The 18,914-nt window shown below is 42.7% G+C and carries 13 protein-coding genes; all 13 read left to right on the plus strand.

What is annotated here, in order from left to right:
- The first annotated feature begins 130 nt into the window (after positions 1–130).
- Positions 131–952, plus strand: coding sequence for a response regulator transcription factor (locus ACOZB4_RS18105; protein WP_251035621.1), 822 nt, complete (start codon positions 131–133; stop codon positions 950–952).
- Positions 952–2,355, plus strand: coding sequence for a sensor histidine kinase (locus tag ACOZB4_RS18110; RefSeq protein WP_379406827.1), 1,404 nt, complete (start codon positions 952–954; stop codon positions 2,353–2,355). Before ACOZB4_RS18105 ends, ACOZB4_RS18110 begins: the two co-directional genes overlap by 1 nt.
- Before the next feature lie 18 nt (positions 2,356–2,373).
- A complete protein-coding gene (locus ACOZB4_RS18115) occupies positions 2,374–3,138 on the plus strand; it encodes a hypothetical protein (RefSeq protein WP_379406828.1) in 765 nt (254 codons plus the stop codon).
- A 204-nt stretch (positions 3,139–3,342) separates the two neighbouring features.
- Positions 3,343–4,596, plus strand: a complete 1,254-nt coding sequence (locus ACOZB4_RS18120) for an alpha-L-fucosidase (protein WP_379406829.1) — start codon at positions 3,343–3,345, stop codon at positions 4,594–4,596.
- Positions 4,597–4,616: 20 nt separating this feature from the next.
- Positions 4,617–6,005, plus strand: a complete 1,389-nt coding sequence (locus ACOZB4_RS18125) for an ABC transporter substrate-binding protein (RefSeq protein ID WP_379406830.1) — start codon at positions 4,617–4,619, stop codon at positions 6,003–6,005.
- Between the two features lie 28 nt (positions 6,006–6,033).
- Positions 6,034–7,416 (plus strand): ABC transporter substrate-binding protein, encoded by a 1,383-nt coding sequence (locus ACOZB4_RS18130; protein WP_379406831.1) that lies wholly within the window; start codon positions 6,034–6,036, stop codon positions 7,414–7,416.
- 73 nt (positions 7,417–7,489) lie between these two features.
- Complete coding sequence (locus tag ACOZB4_RS18135) at positions 7,490–8,608, plus strand: ABC transporter ATP-binding protein (protein WP_076325478.1); 1,119 nt, start codon at positions 7,490–7,492, stop codon at positions 8,606–8,608.
- Positions 8,609–8,621: 13 nt separating this feature from the next.
- On the plus strand, positions 8,622–11,591 hold the full coding sequence (locus ACOZB4_RS18140; protein WP_379406832.1) for an extracellular solute-binding protein: 2,970 nt from the start codon (positions 8,622–8,624) through the stop codon (positions 11,589–11,591).
- The gene (locus tag ACOZB4_RS18145; RefSeq protein ID WP_076325476.1) at positions 11,581–12,576 is read left to right on the plus strand and encodes a carbohydrate ABC transporter permease; all 996 of its coding nucleotides are present in this window, start codon (positions 11,581–11,583) and stop codon (positions 12,574–12,576) included. The genes ACOZB4_RS18140 and ACOZB4_RS18145 overlap by 11 nt, the downstream gene beginning before the upstream one ends.
- Positions 12,576–13,490 carry a carbohydrate ABC transporter permease gene (locus ACOZB4_RS18150; RefSeq protein WP_213645700.1) on the plus strand — a complete coding sequence of 305 codons (915 nt, stop codon included), beginning with the start codon at positions 12,576–12,578 and terminating at the stop codon, positions 13,488–13,490. Before ACOZB4_RS18145 ends, ACOZB4_RS18150 begins: the two co-directional genes overlap by 1 nt.
- Before the next feature lie 24 nt (positions 13,491–13,514).
- Positions 13,515–15,626, plus strand: coding sequence for a YIP1 family protein (locus tag ACOZB4_RS18155; RefSeq protein WP_379406833.1), 2,112 nt, complete (start codon positions 13,515–13,517; stop codon positions 15,624–15,626).
- Positions 15,626–18,034 carry a DUF5696 domain-containing protein gene (locus tag ACOZB4_RS18160; protein WP_379406858.1) on the plus strand — a complete coding sequence of 803 codons (2,409 nt, stop codon included), beginning with the start codon at positions 15,626–15,628 and terminating at the stop codon, positions 18,032–18,034. Before ACOZB4_RS18155 ends, ACOZB4_RS18160 begins: the two co-directional genes overlap by 1 nt.
- Before the next feature lies 1 nt (position 18,035).
- Positions 18,036–18,905 carry a carbohydrate ABC transporter permease gene (locus ACOZB4_RS18165; RefSeq protein WP_098742108.1) on the plus strand — a complete coding sequence of 290 codons (870 nt, stop codon included), beginning with the start codon at positions 18,036–18,038 and terminating at the stop codon, positions 18,903–18,905.
- The last annotated feature ends 9 nt before the right edge of the window (positions 18,906–18,914 follow it).

Genomic DNA, 18,914 nt, shown 5'->3' on the forward strand with positions numbered 1-18,914 from the left:
TAGGCTCAACAAATTTCCAAATGTACGTGTCATAGCAACATACGGATAAGGAGGAAATGGAATGTATCATTTGCAGCAAAGGGGGCAGCTTTACGAATTACGGACGTAAACTTGAAGTAAGAACAAAAAATTGGCAACAGCACCGCTCGCTCTTAATCCGATTTTCAGAGATCATTTGAAAATTGAAAAGCCGATTTGGCATAAAGATACTGCTAGCAGCGAAGAGGCTATTGGGAGGAAGAAATATAGCATGAACATTCTAATCGTTGAAGATGATGAATCAATTTGCAATATATTACAATCATATCTGGTGAATGAAGGTTGGACGGTATATACCTCGGAAGAAGGTAATGATGCCCTGCAAAAAATTCATAACTTTAAAATTGATTTATTAATTCTGGATTTGATGATTCATGGCATACCAGGGGAAGAAGTTTGTAGGAAAGTGAGAGGGTCTTCCAGCATGCCGATCATAATGATCACATCCAAGGCTCGTGAAATCGATACGATTAATGGTCTTAATCTAGGTGCGGATGACTATATTACGAAGCCTTTCCGCATGAAAGAGGTCATCGCTCGAATTCGAGCTCTGGAGCGAAGAATGAAGATGCTCTCTATAAATAGCCGAACTGTGATGCGATTTAACAAAGGAAGACTTCAAATAAACTTTGAATCGAAGGAAGTATACGTAAACGGTAAACTCGTGAATTTAACGGTTACAGAGTTTAAGCTGTTAAGTGTTTTGCTCAAAAAACCAAATAAGTTATATAGTCGACAAGATTTATCTTATGAAGTTCAAGGTTATCGAGATATTGGTGATGGGAGAACGACAGATACGCATATAAAAAATATCCGCAAAAAAATTGAAGAAGATCATAAAAATCCAGTTTATATTGTAACTAAAATTGGTGCGGGGTATAAATTTACGTTCCATCCGGATGAAGAGTACTAATGGAATTGTGGAATAGATTACGCCAGACCCATTGCATTCTGTTTATCTCCCTTATTTTGACATCTTTGATCTTTTTGTTAGCGACCTATTTCTTATCACGTCTTTCATTTGATCGTTCAATAGAGGTTTATAAGATGAAGTTTGTAGAGGATCAAACGCAGAAAATTGCCTTTACTTTGCGCACTCATCTAGAACCGGGCAAGCTATCGATCGAGAAGATGGACTGGCTTAAACAAGCAGTTAATGTATATTCGATGAGTATACGTTACTATGCTCCGGACCATGAAGAAGTGCTGTATGATTCAGGGCTGGAAAGTCAGCAATATGGTCGGCCCTTCACGGCGAGCAGTCCGATTTATGTCGATGGCCAGTTAATCGGAATTTTGGATGCTACGGTTGATTTGGATAATGATTTCAATCTTCCTTCCGCATCGTTTTTTTCGTTTGCTTTATTTGGAGGTAGCGGTGGTATTACCATCATCTTATTATGCCTTATGGTAGTTATTTGTTATCTTCTTGCCAGGCGATTGTCGAAGCCGCTTCGTTTAAGCAGCCTTCAGGCGAAACGTATTGCTGGGGGGCATAGGGATACTTTAATTTCCGAAACGGGAACGTTGGAGCTGAATCAGCTAATTACTTCTATGAATAAGCTTGTTGTAGATTTGAATAACCAAGAACACTGGCGGGAGCAATCGATGCAAGATTTAACACATGAACTTCGTACTCCGCTAACCTCTATGCTATCCAGAATGGAGGCGCTTATTGATGGTATTTATCCAGCGAATGAAGAGAATTTAAATCGTATTTACGCCGAAATTGATCGGCTATGCCGCCTTGTGGATGATGTGGAAAAATTGTCTGAAGCAGAGGGAGCAAAATTCCAGCTTGATATTGAATTAATCGATATACGAAATCTGGTGAGGGATGTTTACGAGAATTTAATCTTCTTAGCTAAAGCCAAAGATATAAATTTTACTCTGCATACCATCTATACCCCTTGTCACGTGGAAGTAGATCCTGACCGTTTCGTTCAAATTATGACGAATATTATTTCCAATGCGATCAAGTATACGGCAATTGGAGGGAGCATCGATGTGGGAATCACGATTGATCACAAGGAAATGGTTACTATTTATTGTAGAGATAATGGCATAGGGATATCGGAGCAAGATTTGCCGCTTATTTTCAACCGGTTTTATCGGGCAGATAAAGCACGTACTAGAAATACCGGTGGAATTGGGGTTGGATTAAGTATTGCTAAAGCACTGATTGAAGCTCATGGGGGAACTGTTCAAGCAGAAAGTAAGATAGGTGAGGGTTCGATGTTTCGAATTGATATTCCGTTAGTCCGAACGCCCAAAAACGAGTTGCTGGCGAACTCATATTCGCCATATAAGTTGTGACGGAGGTTTTACTTCATCATGAAAAAAACATTCCGCTTGCTATTCAAAAACCCATTAATTATTATGTATCCGATTATTTTGGATGCGTTATCATTCATTATTGGGCTTATCATTGTTGGTTTTATTGGTGTGCCTTCACTATCCATACGTCTTATTCTGGAGATGGGGATTCCATCGGTCAGTTATGTTAGTAATATTCCGCAGCTCATCAATCAAATGCAGTTTATGGGTGATACGATATCTGTGAGAGCGTGGATTCCTGTTCTCTTCATGCTGTTACTGATGGCTTTTGCTCAGGGGGGGTATATCGCTTCTTTGCGTAATGTTGTGGAAGGCAGTCCAATATCAATCGGTCAATTTATGAAAGACGGCAAAAAATACGCGGTCCGCTTTATCTTCTTGTTTATGATCATAACCGCAGCAAAAACAGCCATTACAACGTTATTGGCAGCGTTTCTAGGTGTTATCGGACTGTTCTTGTCCCTCGTTATATTTGTAGTTCTCCGAGTCATCTTTATTTATGTAGAATATTGTATCGTTGTTAATCAATTGAATGTTGATGCAGCATTCCGTCAGAGCAGACGTTATTTTCAAGCGTCAAGTTTTAACACGTCAGGTATTATTATTGTCATGATGATTAGTTCAGGCGTCATTAGCTTGCTACTTCACTATTTATGGAGCCCCGCAGCAGTAATTATAGCGATACCTATTTGTGCTGTTGTCATGGGTGTTATTCAAATTGCTTTCATGCAGCAGTTGTTGTTAAACAAAGTATCTACATGAAAAATTGTAATGAAAGCAGCTTGCCTTTTTGAACACGCACTAATACATAATAACCCCCCCTTAAATAGCAGTAAGGACACTCGTTCTTACTGCTATTTATCGTTGGATCATCACATGAAATACGCAACATCTTCACACCACCTTCACAACAGAATTGTTAAGATTAGAAAAAAAGTTGAGGGGGTCTTTGTGATAACGAATTCGATGATTAAACCTACTCTTCGGCAATTAGAGTATCAGGGTTGGGAGTTCGGTATGTTTTTGCATTTTGGTCTGCGTACATTCTATGAGGGGTATGTTGATTTTGATAAGCGCTCAATGTCACCTTCGGAATTCAATCCCGTTCGGTTAGATTGCGAGCAGTGGATTCGAACAGCTAAAGAATCTGGGATGAACTACGCGGTATTGACAGCCAAACATCATGACGGTTTCTCTAACTGGCCATCGAAGTATAGTTCATTCACTGTGGCGGAGTCCCCATGGAAAGAGGGAACAGGGGATGTGGTGAAGGAGTTCGTCGCCGCATGCCGTAAGTATGATGTGAAACCTGGATTATATTATTCTCCATTTGACGGCTCGGCAGATTTTTATAATCAGGATGCCCGTGCATATGATGATTACTTTGTTAATCAAATTACGGAACTGCTTGGAGATTATGGGGACATTGATATTCTGTGGTTTGACGGTTGCGGCTCTGAAGGTCATGAATATGATTGGGCAAGGATTATGGGTGAGATTCGCCGACTGCAGCCGAATATTTTAATTTTTAATATGGGCGATCCTAATTTCCGGTGGGTAGGTAACGAAGACGGAATTGCGCCGATTCCTTGCTGGAATGTTACAGATGCAACGGAATTCTCGATTTTAACCCAGCAGAAAGATGCATTGGGTGAACATATATGGTTACCAGCTGAATGCGATGTACAGATGCGGGCGAATTGGTTCTACAGTGACAGTGATGAGCACACCGTCAAGAGTCTAGATCAACTTATGGGCTTGTATTATTATTCGGTAGGTCGAGGCGCTAACTTGCTATTAAATATCGGACCGGATCGAGAAGGTTTGTTACCTGCGAAAGATACAGCACAGTTACAGGCAATGGGTAGTGAGATTCGTAGAAGATTCGATAATCCTATTGCTTCAATAGAACAGTGTTCGCAGAATAAGTCAGGATGGTCTTATGAGGCAACGAAACCTCATTTAATCGATCATATCCTGATTCAAGAGGATTTGGCGCACGGAGAACATGTGCGGGGTTTTCGGATTAACGTCACGACTGAAAAAACACATCGGTCCATCACGGTGTACGAAGGAAGAAACATTGGACATAAAGCAATTATTCGCATCCCTCCGATTAAAGTTCGAGGCCTTCAGTTAGAAATAACAGATTATGAAGATGTGCCTTCAATCCGCCAAATTGCTATCTACCATGTGGGGGAGACCTATGATTCCGAATAAACCATGAGGGGGAATTGATTGTGATTAAGAACCGAAAAATATGGAATGTGCTTATGATTCTGTGCCTGATGCTTACCATTTTTGTAACCGCTTGCAATAGTTCGGATAATACAGCTAATGAACCGGAAAGCCAGTCTGAAGCGACGGATACCAATAATACGGATACAAACACGGAGGAAGGTAAGGAAGAGGAACCGAAAGAGCCTGTCAAACCATTTAGCGATGAACCTGTAACGCTTAAGATAGCGACGCCTTGGGGAATCGACTATTTCACACCGAGAATGATTGATCCGATTCAAGAGCAATTCCCCCATGTGACCGTCGAGCATGTTGACTGGAACGGGACGGCTGAGAATATGCAGGAATTAAGTGCGCAAGGTATTGTTCCTGATATTGTATTAGGTTACACCGGTCAAGCACCGTTTGAAGAACTTGAGATGGTATTCGGTCTGGATGACATGATTGCCGAGTATGGCGTTGATTTAAGTGGAGTCAATCCACAGCTGCTTCAGGAATTACGTTCAAGGGACAAAGAAGGACGTCTGATTGGTCTTCCCGATGCTGGCGATGTCCTCGCATTGTACTATAACAAGGAAATCTTTGATCTATTAGGTGTCAGCTATCCATCTGACAATATGACGTGGGATGAACTTATTGATCTGGCGAAGCAGCTGACCGTCAAGAAGGACGGTGTTCAATATAGTGGCCTTGATCTAGGGGCCATGCCAACAGCGTTATTTAATCAATTATCGATGAACTATACAGACCCAGAGACGGGTGAAGTATTGTTTGACAAAGATCCTAAGTTTGCAAAGATGATGGAAGTTCTCAAGAAATATTTCAGTATACCCAACATCTACAATCCAGAAGAACAAAGTAAATTTGAAGGCAAAACCGCAGCGATGGTCGTGAACTGGCATGGCTTCCTAACTTGGTTTGGCGGAGAAGTGGAAGAGAGAGTTGAGTATGAGAAAAATATGGATATGGTTCCCGTGCCGTCGTTTGCAGATATGCCGGGAATTGCTCCTAAACCAGGCGCTCATCCTTGGATCATCAATGATTTCAGTGAGCATAAAGAAGCAGCATTGCAAGTGTTAACCTACGTGATCTCCCCAGAATACCAGATCCAATACCGGATGAGAATGGGGACTCCTTCCGTATCCTTAAGCCAAGAGGATGGGGAATTGTTCGGTGCAGATGATCCAACGTATACAGGCAAAAATGTCACGGCGATGTTCCAAAATCCATTTGCTGAACCACCTGCACGTAAAAGTCCGTGGGATCGGCATGTTGCGATCAATGAAGCACTCACGAAGTTTGCCACTACCGATTTGAACGTAGCGGAATTCACGCGTGTACTGAAGGAAGAGTCGGAAATTAAGATCAAGGAAGAGCAATCCAAGAAATAAACATGACATGCATTAGGGGGAGCGTTATATGAAGCTGAAACGCACATTAGTCCTGCTATCTGTGTTTATTTTATCGATTTCATTGTTGTTGTCAGGGTGCAGTACGGATGTTGGTGGCCAGCAGGAGGACACAACGGAAACGGTAGCCGTGGATACACCATCGACGGATACGCCATCCACAGATGCGAAAACAGAGGATGAGCAGGCCGTATCGACAGATGAGGTTACTATCAAGATTTTGTATCCATGGGGACAAGAGGCGTTCGATAAACTTTTTAAGGATATTGATGAGAAGCTTCCTAATATTAACGTGGAATTAGTTGACTCCCAAGCACAATTGGAGCCATTGCAAGAGCTGAACGCGAAACAAATCGTGCCGGATATCATATTTGCCAACTGGGGAATCGACGCGTTGCAGGAGCTGGATATGATCGAACCGCTCGATGATTTGATCGAATCCCACCAATTCGATTTTAGTGGTATAGACCCTTCCATTATAGCTTACTGGCGTTTAGTCGATTCTGAGGGCAGATTGCTAGGCATGCCTACAGCTAGCGACAATTATACGATGTTTTACAACAAAGAGGTTTTTGATCTATTTGGAGTAACTTATCCAACAGGGGATCTGACATGGGATGACATGGTTGATCTTGCGAAGAAACTGACTGGTGAAAGGGACGGAATCCAATATCATGGACTTGAGATGGGCCCTGGATTCGCAGGTACGGAAGCCTTGGTCCCTTTAAAGCAATTAAATGTGAACCTGACGGATCCCGAAACAGGAGAGGTTTTAATTACGAAAGAACCGGCAATTATTAAATACCTTGAATTGATGAAGAAGTTCTACAGCATCCCTGGTATTTATAGTGATGATCCGGAAGTCAGAAAGGATTATTCCTTTCAAAATAAAAATGTCGCTATGATCGTATCTTGGCCGGGATACATTAAATGGGGCATTGGAGATCCGGAAATCACGAAACATATTCAATCCGTACCAGTGCCGGTATGGCCGGAATTACCGAATATTGCACCAGCTTCATTCTCGCATCCATTCATTATTAATAAATACAGTGAGCATAAAGATGAGGCATTTCAAGTCCTTACCGAATATGTGTCTTCCGAGCATCAGGCCCAATTAGCGAGAATTGGGGATCGTCCAGTACTAACCGATCCGAAAGTTTACGAAGAGTTTGGCGCAGAACTTGAAGTTTATGAAGGTATGGATATCAACGCATTTTTCTCACGCCAACCAGTCATTCCAAAAACGATCAGCAAATGGGATCAATATGTGGAGCTTTCAGGGAGCCTAATGAAATTCTCTGAGTCAGATATGAATATTCCAGAGTTTCTAAGAGTATTGCAGGAAGAATCTGAGGCGAAAATCAAAGATGCCATGGCTAAGGGACAATAGATATTTCATGACCAAAAGATTCAAACCAAGGTATTGCCTGAGGAAAATGGGATCGTGCAAAGGAGGAATTCTTGTGTCGAGAATTATATTTAATCATGTTCACAAACGTTACGGGAAGTATAAAGAATACGCAGTGAAAGACTTTAACCTCGAAGTTGAGGATGAGGAATTTCTTGTCTTTGTAGGTTCTTCAGGATGTGGTAAATCGACAACATTACGTATGCTCGCGGGATTAGAAGATATCTCAGAAGGCGAAATTTACATTGGCGATACCATTGTGAATGATATGCCGCCTAAAGACCGTGATATATCGATGGTATTCCAAAATTATGCGTTATACCCGAACATGTCTGTCTACGATAATATTGCCTTTGGTCTGCAAATGAGAAAGCTTCCGAAACATGAAATTGAGTCATCGGTTAAACGGGCTGCCCGTGTGCTAGAAATTGAAAACTATCTGGATCGTAAACCAAGAGAATTATCTGGCGGTCAGCGCCAGCGTGTTGCACTTGGTCGGGCGATTGTTCGTACACCACAGGCATTTCTGATGGATGAACCGCTCTCCAACTTGGATGCTAAACTGCGTGTGCAGATGCGTTCGGAGATTATTCGGCTTCACAAAAAAATCGGTGTCACAACGATTTATGTTACCCATGATCAGATTGAAGCGATGACGATGGGCGATCGTATTGTGGTCATGGAGAAGGGGATTGTTCAACAGGTAGATACGCCAGAGGTTATTTATAATGAACCAGCTAATCTGTTCGTAGCTAACTTTATCGGAAACCCGCCGATGAATTTTGTGACCGGCAAAATTGAAGAGCGTGAAGGGTTCCTTGAATTCCATACAAAGCGCTTCGGGCTTAAGCTCACAGAGAAGCAAGCTCATGCGATAAGACAGATGAATCTCGTAGATCGAGGAATCATTATTGGAATGCGGCCAGAAAACATTAGCTTTGAGGAAATTATGTTGGAAGCGTATCCACAGTCGATTATTAACGGAACGATGGAATTAAGTGAATTTGTTGGATCTGACCGTTACTACCATATGAATATAGGGTTGGAGAAATATCTGGTTGCCCGTGCTCACCCACGCTATCACTTTGACGATGGAATGAGAACTGCTGTCGCCGTGGATATGAACAAAGCATTATTTTTCCATAAAGATACAGGGCTTCTATTAACAAAGTGATGGAGGGATACGAATGGTAAAGAGAAGTATTAAATTTCTTAACCGATTATTGCTCGTTATCTTATCCGTAGCCCTTATAGGTAATCCGGTGTTGCCAGGTAACGCACAAGGTGATCCCAAGATTGCAGAATCAAGCAGTCCGGATACACGTACTCAAGATTTTTGGAGCCATGAGCCTTATTTTTATACCATATCGAAAGAATGGGAGCAGAAGAAGGTTAAGGTGGGAGCGAAGGAGGCTCAGATTGATGCTAAATCGTATCATGCGAAGTCGGATGATGCTGTCGTCTCCGTGGGCTCTTATGAAGGCGAGCATGATGTTCTTCTATGGTCTCAGCCTAAAGGCTGGGTAGAGTACAAAGTAAATGTAGATCAAGAAGGCTTATATGAACTGGCTACGGATTATCACCCGTTTCTTTCAAAGGATGGGCTCGGGCGCCAGTCGGTGATTATGAGTGTCCAGATTAATGGAGAATATCCGTTTCGAGAGGCACATTCCGTTTCGTTGGAACGACGATTCTCTGAGGTGAGACCTGAGAAATATGATGATGAGGGTAATCAAATACGCTCATTAATTGACGAAGAAGTGGGTTGGAAAACGACTTCTTTTCGTGATTCTGAGGGGTCTTATAGCAAACCGTTGCAATGGCATTTGAACAAAGGGGAAAACACGATTCGTATAGAGACGATTCGCCAGTCGGTCGCGCTGAAATCATTCCGTTTACAAGTCCCTAAAGACATTGCCAATTATGAAGACGTGAGAAAAACGTATCCAACTCATGCAGCAAGCGGCAGTAAGGAAGCCATTGTCATCGAGGGTGAACAGTTCAGTCTTAAAAACTCCTCTTCGATTCAAACGCAATACGATCGGAGTCCGTTATCTGAGCCTAAATCACTCGATCTCGTTCGATTTAATACGCTGGGTGGTACGGGTTGGAACAAAGGCGGTCAAGCGGTGACTTGGGACTTTGAAGTTCCGGAAGATGGCGTATACCATCTGACATTCCGTGTGAAACAAAATTTGCGTAAAAATGCTACGGTATTCCGAAATATTTATATTGACGGTGAAATTCCTTTTAATGAAATGAAAAACGTTCCGTTCCCATATAACAGTGACTGGAAAAAGGTATCGCTTGCTAATACGGATGGGGAATTATTTGATTTCTATTTCACAAAAGGAAAGCATTCGCTCAAGATGGAAGCAACTGTCGAACCTTATATCCCCGTCATAGCCGACATCGATCAGATGTCGAAGGAACTTCGCGACGTTTCCAGAGAACTTCGTATTGCCACAGGGAATAGCACAGATGCGTATCGCGTATGGAATATCGAGAAAGATATCCCGGGTATGACCAAGAGACTTGAAGTATTAAGGGATAGCTTCAACAAACTTACAGATGAAATGCTCGCAATCAACAAGGTAAGGGACAATGTGTCACAATCCTTTAAATCCAGTGTGCGAGATTTAGAAGATTTATTGAAAGATCCGAATGAAATTCCTTATAGTCAGTTAACCATCGGAACGATGCAAGAGAAAATTGAGGCCCAGCGTGTGGATTTGATGAATACTCCGCTGCAAATTGATCGAATTTATGTAGCTGCCCCCGATACAAAACTGCCAAGAATAGAGGCAAACTTCTTCGAGAAATTATGGAACTCGATCTTTACGTTGTTCTATTCCTTTTCAAGCAAGAACCAGCTTGATCGGAATGCAGAAGATGAATTGAATATTTGGATGTTCAAAGGGCGTGATTACGTTGATGAGCTGCAGCAGCTTGCCAATGAACGATTTACACCAGAACATGGCATTAAAGTGAATATCAATTTGGTCCAGTCGGCAGATTTGGTAGTTCTCGGTAAAGCAGCCGGGATATTACCTGATATAGCGATTGGGGTACCGAGTGCATCGATCTTTGATTATGCATTGCGCAATGCCATTTATGACTTTACAAAATTCCCGGATTCGGAGGAATTGTTAGATCAATTCCATCCAGGTATTATGCAGCCTTACCGTTATGACGGTGGTGTTTATGGTATACCGGAGACCAATAACTTTAACATCATGTTTTATCGCAAGGATATTATGAATCAGCTTGGCCTATCTGTTCCGGATACTTGGGATGATGTATACAAGATTCTGCCGACGTTATTGCAGAACGAAAGCAACTTCTACATCCCGCCCGATAACTTCTCGTATCTGTTCTTCCAAAATAACGTGGAGTTGTATTCGAAAGACGGACTGACGAGTGCATTGAACGAACCTAAGGCTTTTGAAGCGTTCAAAGAATGGACGGAAATGTTCAACGTGTACGGAATGGAACGACAAGTGAACAGTTTCTATCAACAGTTTAGAGATGGAACCATGCCGATCGGTATTTCAGATTTCAATACATACATGCAGCTACTGGTCGCAGCACCGGAAATTATGAATGAATGGGCCATCGCTCCTATTCCTGGAACAAAGCAGGCAGACGGTACGATTGCAAGATGGGCTGCCGGGGGAGCGCCGACAGCGAACATTCTTTTCAATGATACGCCGAAAGAGAAACGCGATCTCGCTTGGGATTTTGTGAAATGGTATATGTCCGAAGATATTCAAACCGAGTTTGGACTTAATCTGGAGCAATATCGCGGTGAAACCTTCCGCTGGAATTCAGCTAATGTTCATGCGTTTGCGAATATGCCTTGGAAACAGGATGATCTCAGCGTTATTTTGGATCAATGGCAGTGGATGCAAGAATGGCCCAATGTACCGGGAGGATATATGACGGCTCGAGAACTTGGTTTTGCTTGGAACAATGCAGCCATTGATCAAGTAAATCCAAGGATTGCATTAGAGAAGGCGGTTAAAGAAATAAACCGAGAGATGAAGCGTAAACAGCAAGAGTTCAATTATATCGATGAAAACGGGCAAGTGTTGAAGAAGCTCGATCTGATCCGAATTACGGAACCTTGGAAAGGAGCAATTCTGAATGACAGATAATGCAGCAGCTCTTTCTGAAAAGGTGAACGGAGCTAAGGCCAAGCTCGGTAAGACGAAGCCCAGCATTTCGGAACGGATCCATTATTTGTTGAAAGACATGTGGAAGTACCGCTTATCTTACTTGTTTATTTTGCCGTTTATGGCGATGTTCATCATATTTATCCTGATTCCTGTTGTTTCAGGCATTCTGTTAAGCTTCACTTATTTTAATGCCTTTGATTTTCCATCATGGCGGGGCTGGCTTAACTACCAGAATTTATTCTCGCAGGACATTATTTTCTTGCAGTATGTATTGCCTAACTCGTTTAAGTTTGCCGTATTCGTAGGGCCAGTCGGTTACATCTTAGCCTTTCTGTTAGCCTGGTTAATTGCTCAGCTGCCAACAACGATGCGCACTTGGTATGCACTTGCCATGTATGCTCCTTCGTTATCTGCAGGTGTTGCGATGGCAGTCGTTTGGACGGTTATGTTTACCGGGGACCGATCGGGTTATATTAACAGCTTTTTGCTCAAATGGGGAATCATTGATCAGCCGGTTTTATTCTTACTCGATAAAGACTACCTGCTCAATATTATGATCATTGTCTCGATTTGGTCTTCTATGGGTATTGGTTTCTTGGCCATCTTGGCCGGTATTCTCAATGTGGATAGACAATTGTACGAGGCAGGACGAATTGATGGTATATCGAGCCGTCTTCAAGAAGTGTGGTACATCACCATTCCAATGATGAAGCCGCAGATGATGTTCGCAGCCATTATGGCAATCGTTCATACGATTAAATCCGGAGGTATTGGGGTTCAATTGTCGGGTACGAACCCGACTCCGAATTATGCGGGTCAATTATTAATTGATCATATCAATGACTATGGATTTATTCGTTTCGAACTCGGTTACGCGAGTGCCATTTCTATCGTCGTTCTTCTGATGTGTTATGTGTTAAGTAAATTTTTTGGTTATTTATTCGCACCGAAGGAGGATGAATAATGCAAGAGGCACGGATGACTGCCATGCAGCGGAAATTAAAAATAAAATGGAGCGACTTTGTATTAGCTCTGAGATTGATCGATCGAGCACAAATATGGATTGCCATCTGTATCTTGCCGCTTGCCATTTTCATGCTCCTTCCGCTCATTTATTTGTTCAACCATGCATTTAAACCATTGCATGAGCTGTTCATGTTCCCACCCACATTTATTGTTAGGGAGCCGACAACGGGGAGTTTCTCCGAACTGTTTGCCATGACGGCAAGCACCATTGTGCCGGTATCCAGGTATGTATTTAACAGTATTGTAGTTACCTTTTTGTCTAGCGTTGCCATGGTTATCACAGGAGCGATGTGTGCCTATCCTTTATCGAAGCATCCGTTCCCAGGTTCAAAAATTGTACTTGGTTTAATTATGCTGTCGTTGCTATTCGCAACAGAAGCCATCGCGATTCCACGCTTTATCGTCATTCAAAGCCTAGGGATTATGAACACTTATTTAGGTCACGTACTGCCACTTGTTGCCATGCCGGTGGGCGTATTCCTATTGAAGCAGTTTATGGACCAAGTGCCAAACGAGTTGCTGGAAGCAGCGAAGATCGATGGCGCGAAAGAATTCACAATTTTCCTGCGCATCGTTATGCCAATCGTTACACCTGCCATCGCAACGATTTCAATCCTTGCTTTCCAATCGGCATGGGGGAATGTAGAGACTTCAACTTTATTCATGCAGGAAGATTCCATGAAGACACTGCCGTTTTACATGAGCACATTAACATCTGGGCTAAGTAACTCGGTAGCTAGACAGGGAGCTGCGGCAGCAGGAGCATTAATCATGTTTTTACCGTCATTGCTCATCTTTTTGATCTTCCAGAGAAGAGTAATCACGACCATGGCGCATTCGGGGATCAAATAAGCAGTGGTATGGGGGAGGTGTACAATGCGCAACAATCCAAGCAAACCGAAATATGTGCTTTGGCTAGTCTGCTTGATTGCACTGACTGGATTCCCGATGATCGCAAGCGCTGATGTTCCTTATCGTACCTTCACGGAAGACAGTTATGAACGTACGATAATGACTCAATCTGCATATTCTCCAGTCGGCGTATTAGCTCAGGAGATTCCAGTCGTCAATGAGAAGGGTGAAGTAGAGTATACATCGCTGCAGCGTCCTCAAGATCTATTCATTGCAGACAATGATGATATTTATATTGCGGATACCGATAATAATCGGGTTGTTCATCTGAATGAAAGTGGTGAGCTTGTTCGGTTAATCACGTTACCAGAAAGTCCGCTTAATCAACCACAGGGTGTGTTTGTTGCCGATAATGGCGATGTTTACATTGCGGATACAGGTAATAAGCGAGTTGTTCACCTGGATAAGCATGCGAAATTATTGACTGAAATTGGTCGTCCTACATCACCACTAATCAATGAATCCTTCGTATATGAACCGACGAATATGGTTATCGATAAACGCGGCTTTATATATGTTGTCTCGAAAGGAAGTTATCACGGGATCATCCAATTTACTCCCGAGGGGAAATTCGACCAGTTCTTCGGAACAAATAAAACGGAAGTAACGCTGATGGATATCATTCGGAGACAGTTTTATTCGAAAGAGCAATTAAGTCGGCAGGTTCGACTTCTGCCTGTAACGATCCGGAATATTGATATCGATGATCAAGGCTTCATCTATACGGTTTCCGGTTCCAAAACAGAGCAAGTCAAGAAATTAAACATTCGCGGTGAAAATATATGGAAAGAGATGTCGTTCAATGAACGGTTGTTTTCCTTAGCTACCGTAGAATCTGATGAACTGATTGAGAAGCAGCTTACCGATGTTTCCTTAGATCAGAATGGTAATGTAACGATTATTGATAAATCACGGAACATTGTCTCCCAGTATGATGCAAACGGTACGATGTTATTTTATTGGTCAGGCCGTTCTGCCTTAGGTAATTCGCTGGTTGGTTTAACAGCGGCACCTGTTGCAGTAGAAACCAACTCAAACAAACACCTTTATATTTTGGATGAAGCGCTGGGCCTCATTCAAGAGTATGAACCGACCGAGTTTGGAGCAACGGTTCACGAAGCTTACAAGTTGATGGAGGAAGGCAAGTATGCAGAAGGGGAGCAGTATTGGAACAAAGTACTGAAGTTGAATGCTCACTTCTCTCCAGCTTATAAAGGAATCGCTCAGGCCGCATTTTCTCGCGGTGAGTACGAGCGCGCTAGAGACTTGTTCAAGCTTGCAGGAGATGGTGAGGGATACTCAGACTCATTCTGGCAGATTCGCCTGCAATGGTTCCAGAAAAACTTCTCGACCTTGGCGAACTCTGTTATTATAGCCAGCCTCTTATTATGGGTTTTTATCAGGCTAAAGAAAAAATTCAGTTTCCGAATGATGCCGAAATCGAATAAGTTAAACAGTCAAACCTGGTTCCAGCAATTAAAGCATGTATTCTATATCTTGAAACATCCGATAGATGGATTTGGTGATTTGAGATATTTGAATAAGGGTGGCTACATCAGTGCTTTCGTTATTCTCATATTAACGGTAGTCATGCTTCTGGTGAAATCGTTCTATACGAGTTTTACATATAATCCAGTGCCGGTCTATGCAAAGGGTTCAACTTACATGCTCACAGTCTTCTTGGCCGTATGGTTATCATGGGTGGTATGTAATTATCTGGTAGGTTCGATCAAGCAAGGTGAAGCAAGGTTTAAAGATGTGTTCGTGGGAAGCTGTTATTCCTTATTCCCGGTTGTGTTACTCGGGATCCCGCTTGCCCTTATTTCGAACATCTTTACACAAAGCGAAGCATCCATTTACAGCTCGATTGAGGTAGGTATGCTTTTGTGGAGTGGGCTATTATTTTTCTGGAACATTCAAGCGTTGCAAAACTACGGTGTTGGCGAAACGGTATTGAACATTACACTTACGGTCATCACGATGACCATCATGTGGGTACTTGTGTTCATCTTAATCGGACTTACATCCGAATTTGGTAACTTTGTTTACACGATCTATCAGGAGGTGTCGATGTGATGCGCTTATTACGGTCCAAAAAACGATTCATGGTAGCTGCGATTTGCGTCTTATTCGCGTCGACGCTCGGCGGTTTCATCTTTGCTACATCCGCTTCAACCGATAAGACGAAGACCGAAACTCAAACAACAGCACAGACTGAAACAAAGACTAAAACGGAGACACAGAGAGCACCTCAGACGAGTACGACAAAGGCAGTAACCCCTGCAAAATCAAATGGGAAATTGCCGGATGAAACCCGGTTCCAAACGATATCGGAGAATGAGAAATTATTGCTCAAAGCTGATAAATCCTCCGGTCATTTTACTGTAACAAGTAAAACCACAGGAGAAGTATGGCGCTCCTTTCCTAATCCGAAGGATTGGCAGGATAAGCTCAATACAGATGCATGGAAGCTGCATCTTGCTTCACCCTTTATGTTCCGTTATGTAGAGTTTAATCTGCGTAAAGACTTGCTGAAAGAGACTAACTTCTATGCACAAAAAGGGGGAATAAGCCAGTTCGAAGTAACAGATCAGGGATTTAAAGTTATGTATGACATGCCGGATCTTGGCTTCATCATTCCTGTGGAAGTCAAGCTTGGCGAAGATTTCGTTGAAACCAAAGTATTAGCTGAAGGTCTGGTAGATGAGAAAGTCATGCCGAAGGAAGAACCAGCGGCAGCAACGGTTGATAAGGATGGCAAAGAAGTCAAGAAACCGAAGCCCAAAAAAGATCCTATGGCTCGCCTAGCGTCCATTCGCTTATTCCCTTTCTTGGGTGCACAAACTTCGGATGACGAAGATGGATTTCTATACATTCCAGACGGGCCGGGCGCTTTAATTGATTTCAGAGAACGTCGAGCGGGTACACAAAACCTCTATACGGAACGTGTTTATGGTGACGATTGGGCATACAGTAACCGCAATACCATGTCTGATCGTAATCCGATTACTATGCCGGTATTTGGCATTAAATCGAATAAACAAGGACTTCTTGGAGTCATCACGGAAGGTGAAGAGTACGCGAACGTGGTTGCGGCGCCTTCGGGATCATTCAGTCAATTCAACTGGGTTGCACCGGAGTATCAATACCGGTTCAAGTTCTTCCAACCGACAGATACGAAGAAGTTGAACGGTTACTTGACGTATAGCAAGGAAATAACGAAGTCAGATCGTGCGACCCGTTATTATATGATCGAGGAGAAGAACGAAGAAATTAGCTATGTTACATTAGCTGAACGCTATCGGGAATTGTTGATGAAGGAGTCGGCGATGAAACCGCTAGAAGGTGAGCAAGCGAAGCTGCGGCTGCAGCTGCATTTACTTGGCGGCGATACCGAAGACGGTTTTTTGTGGGATTCATATCTACCGTTAACTACGACGAAAGAGGCGGAAGGCATCGTACAAGAGTTGTCTGCACTTGGTGTCGATCATATGGACATCACTTATCTTGGCTGGCAAAACGATGGATACAGTAAGTTTGGCGGTGACTTCCCCGTTCCAGATAAACTGGGCGGTAATCAGGGAATGAAGAAATTCACCGATTTTGCTCATTCGAAGGGCTATGCGGTTTATCTTGATGCCTCTTCCTATACGTATAACAGAGGCGGTGAAGACGGATTTCGAAAAAATCGAGACGGTCTTCGTGACCTAGCTTCTTCCGTCATTGAATCGACGAATTGGGATAGCAGACGGAAGACATTTGTCAGTCCTCAATTTATGAAAGGGGTTATAGAAGGAGATCTCCAAGAAGCGAAATCATTAGGAATCAATGGCTATTTATACGGTCAAGGAATCGGATCGTTATTGAATACGGACTTTAATGAGAACTATAGAGCGACAAGAGAACATTCAAAGGAAATTCAGAGCCAACTGTTTCAGATGACAAAAGAAACATTCGGCAGCGTAAGAGGGGCAGGAGGTAACGCGTACACCTTCCCATATATTAGCCATATGGACAACATGGCCTCTAACTTCTCCTATGACATGTTTATCGATCGTGTTGTACCATTCGCCCAAATAGCTCTTCATGGTCTGACTACATACTCATTCGAGTATGCGAACTTGAGTGATGACTATGCGGACAATTTCTTGAAGGGAATCGAATACGGCGCAGTACCGTCGTTTGTCGTAACGAACGCTTCATCACAGGAATTACTAAAATCACTTTCTCTCCATGAATTCTACAGTACAAACTACAAGGACTGGCTTGCAGAGATGGTGTCACAGTATCAAAAATACGAAGAGGCACTTGGTGATGTGCAGAACGAGTTCATTACAGGCCATCGTGAAATCGTAAGCGGCGTGTTTGAAACAACATACAGTAACGAAAAACAAGTCATCGTGAATTATAACGATAAAGAGGTTAGCGTCGGGGATGCTGTTGTGAAAGCCAAAGACTACATTGTAAGCAAAGGAGGTGCGTAGTATGGCCCCAAAGCGAATACTCTCTGCTAAGAGATCCCGAAAGCTGGAAGGGTCGTTATTTATTGCACCGTGGTTGATCGGCTTTATCGCTTTTTTAGGATTTCCGCTAGTCTTCTCACTCTTTATGAGCTTTCACACGGTAAAAATATTGCCGAAGAAAATTGTGTACGACTTTGTTGGCGTCAAATATTACCGTGAGATCTTGTTTAACAGCTCGGATCTATACGATAAGTTAATTCCATACTTCCAGGAAGTCGTCATCATGATCCCGGTTATCGTCATATTTGCCTTGATGATCTCTATTATGCTGAACCAAAAGCTGCCCGGTCGATTCTTATTCCGCGCCATCTTCTTCTTACCGGTTATCTTCTCTACGGGTGCTGTACTGATGTCATTTATTAATCAAGGGGAAGGCAACCTGGGTTTCCTTGAACGATTTAATATTGGCGGTTACATGGATATGTTCCTTGGGGACAGTTCATGGGCGAAACCTGTAAAGACCGTATTGAATCAGTTTGTCCTTGTCTTATGGTATTCCGGGGTGCAAATTCTGCTCTTTATTGCAGGCCTTCAGACCATTTCAACGTCTGCGTATGAATCAGCTCGAATTGATGGTGCTACACCTTGGGAGGTATTTTGGAAGATCACACTTCCAGCAATGTCACCGTTCATCCTGCTGAACTTAATTTATACCGTTGTAGATATGTTTACGTTCCCATCCAATCCTGTCATTAGTTTGATCAATACGGGGAACTACGGATTTAATAGTGCACTGGCATGGATTTACTTCGCTATTATTCTTGTATTCTTGGGAATTGTCATTCTCCTCTACAGTAGAATTAACCGGAAAAATGCAGGAGTAAATCGTTAGTGAGGAAGG

Source organism: Paenibacillus sp. NPDC058898, from assembly GCF_049316025.1.
Classification (GTDB): Bacteria; Bacillota; Bacilli; order Paenibacillales; family Paenibacillaceae; genus Paenibacillus_AQ.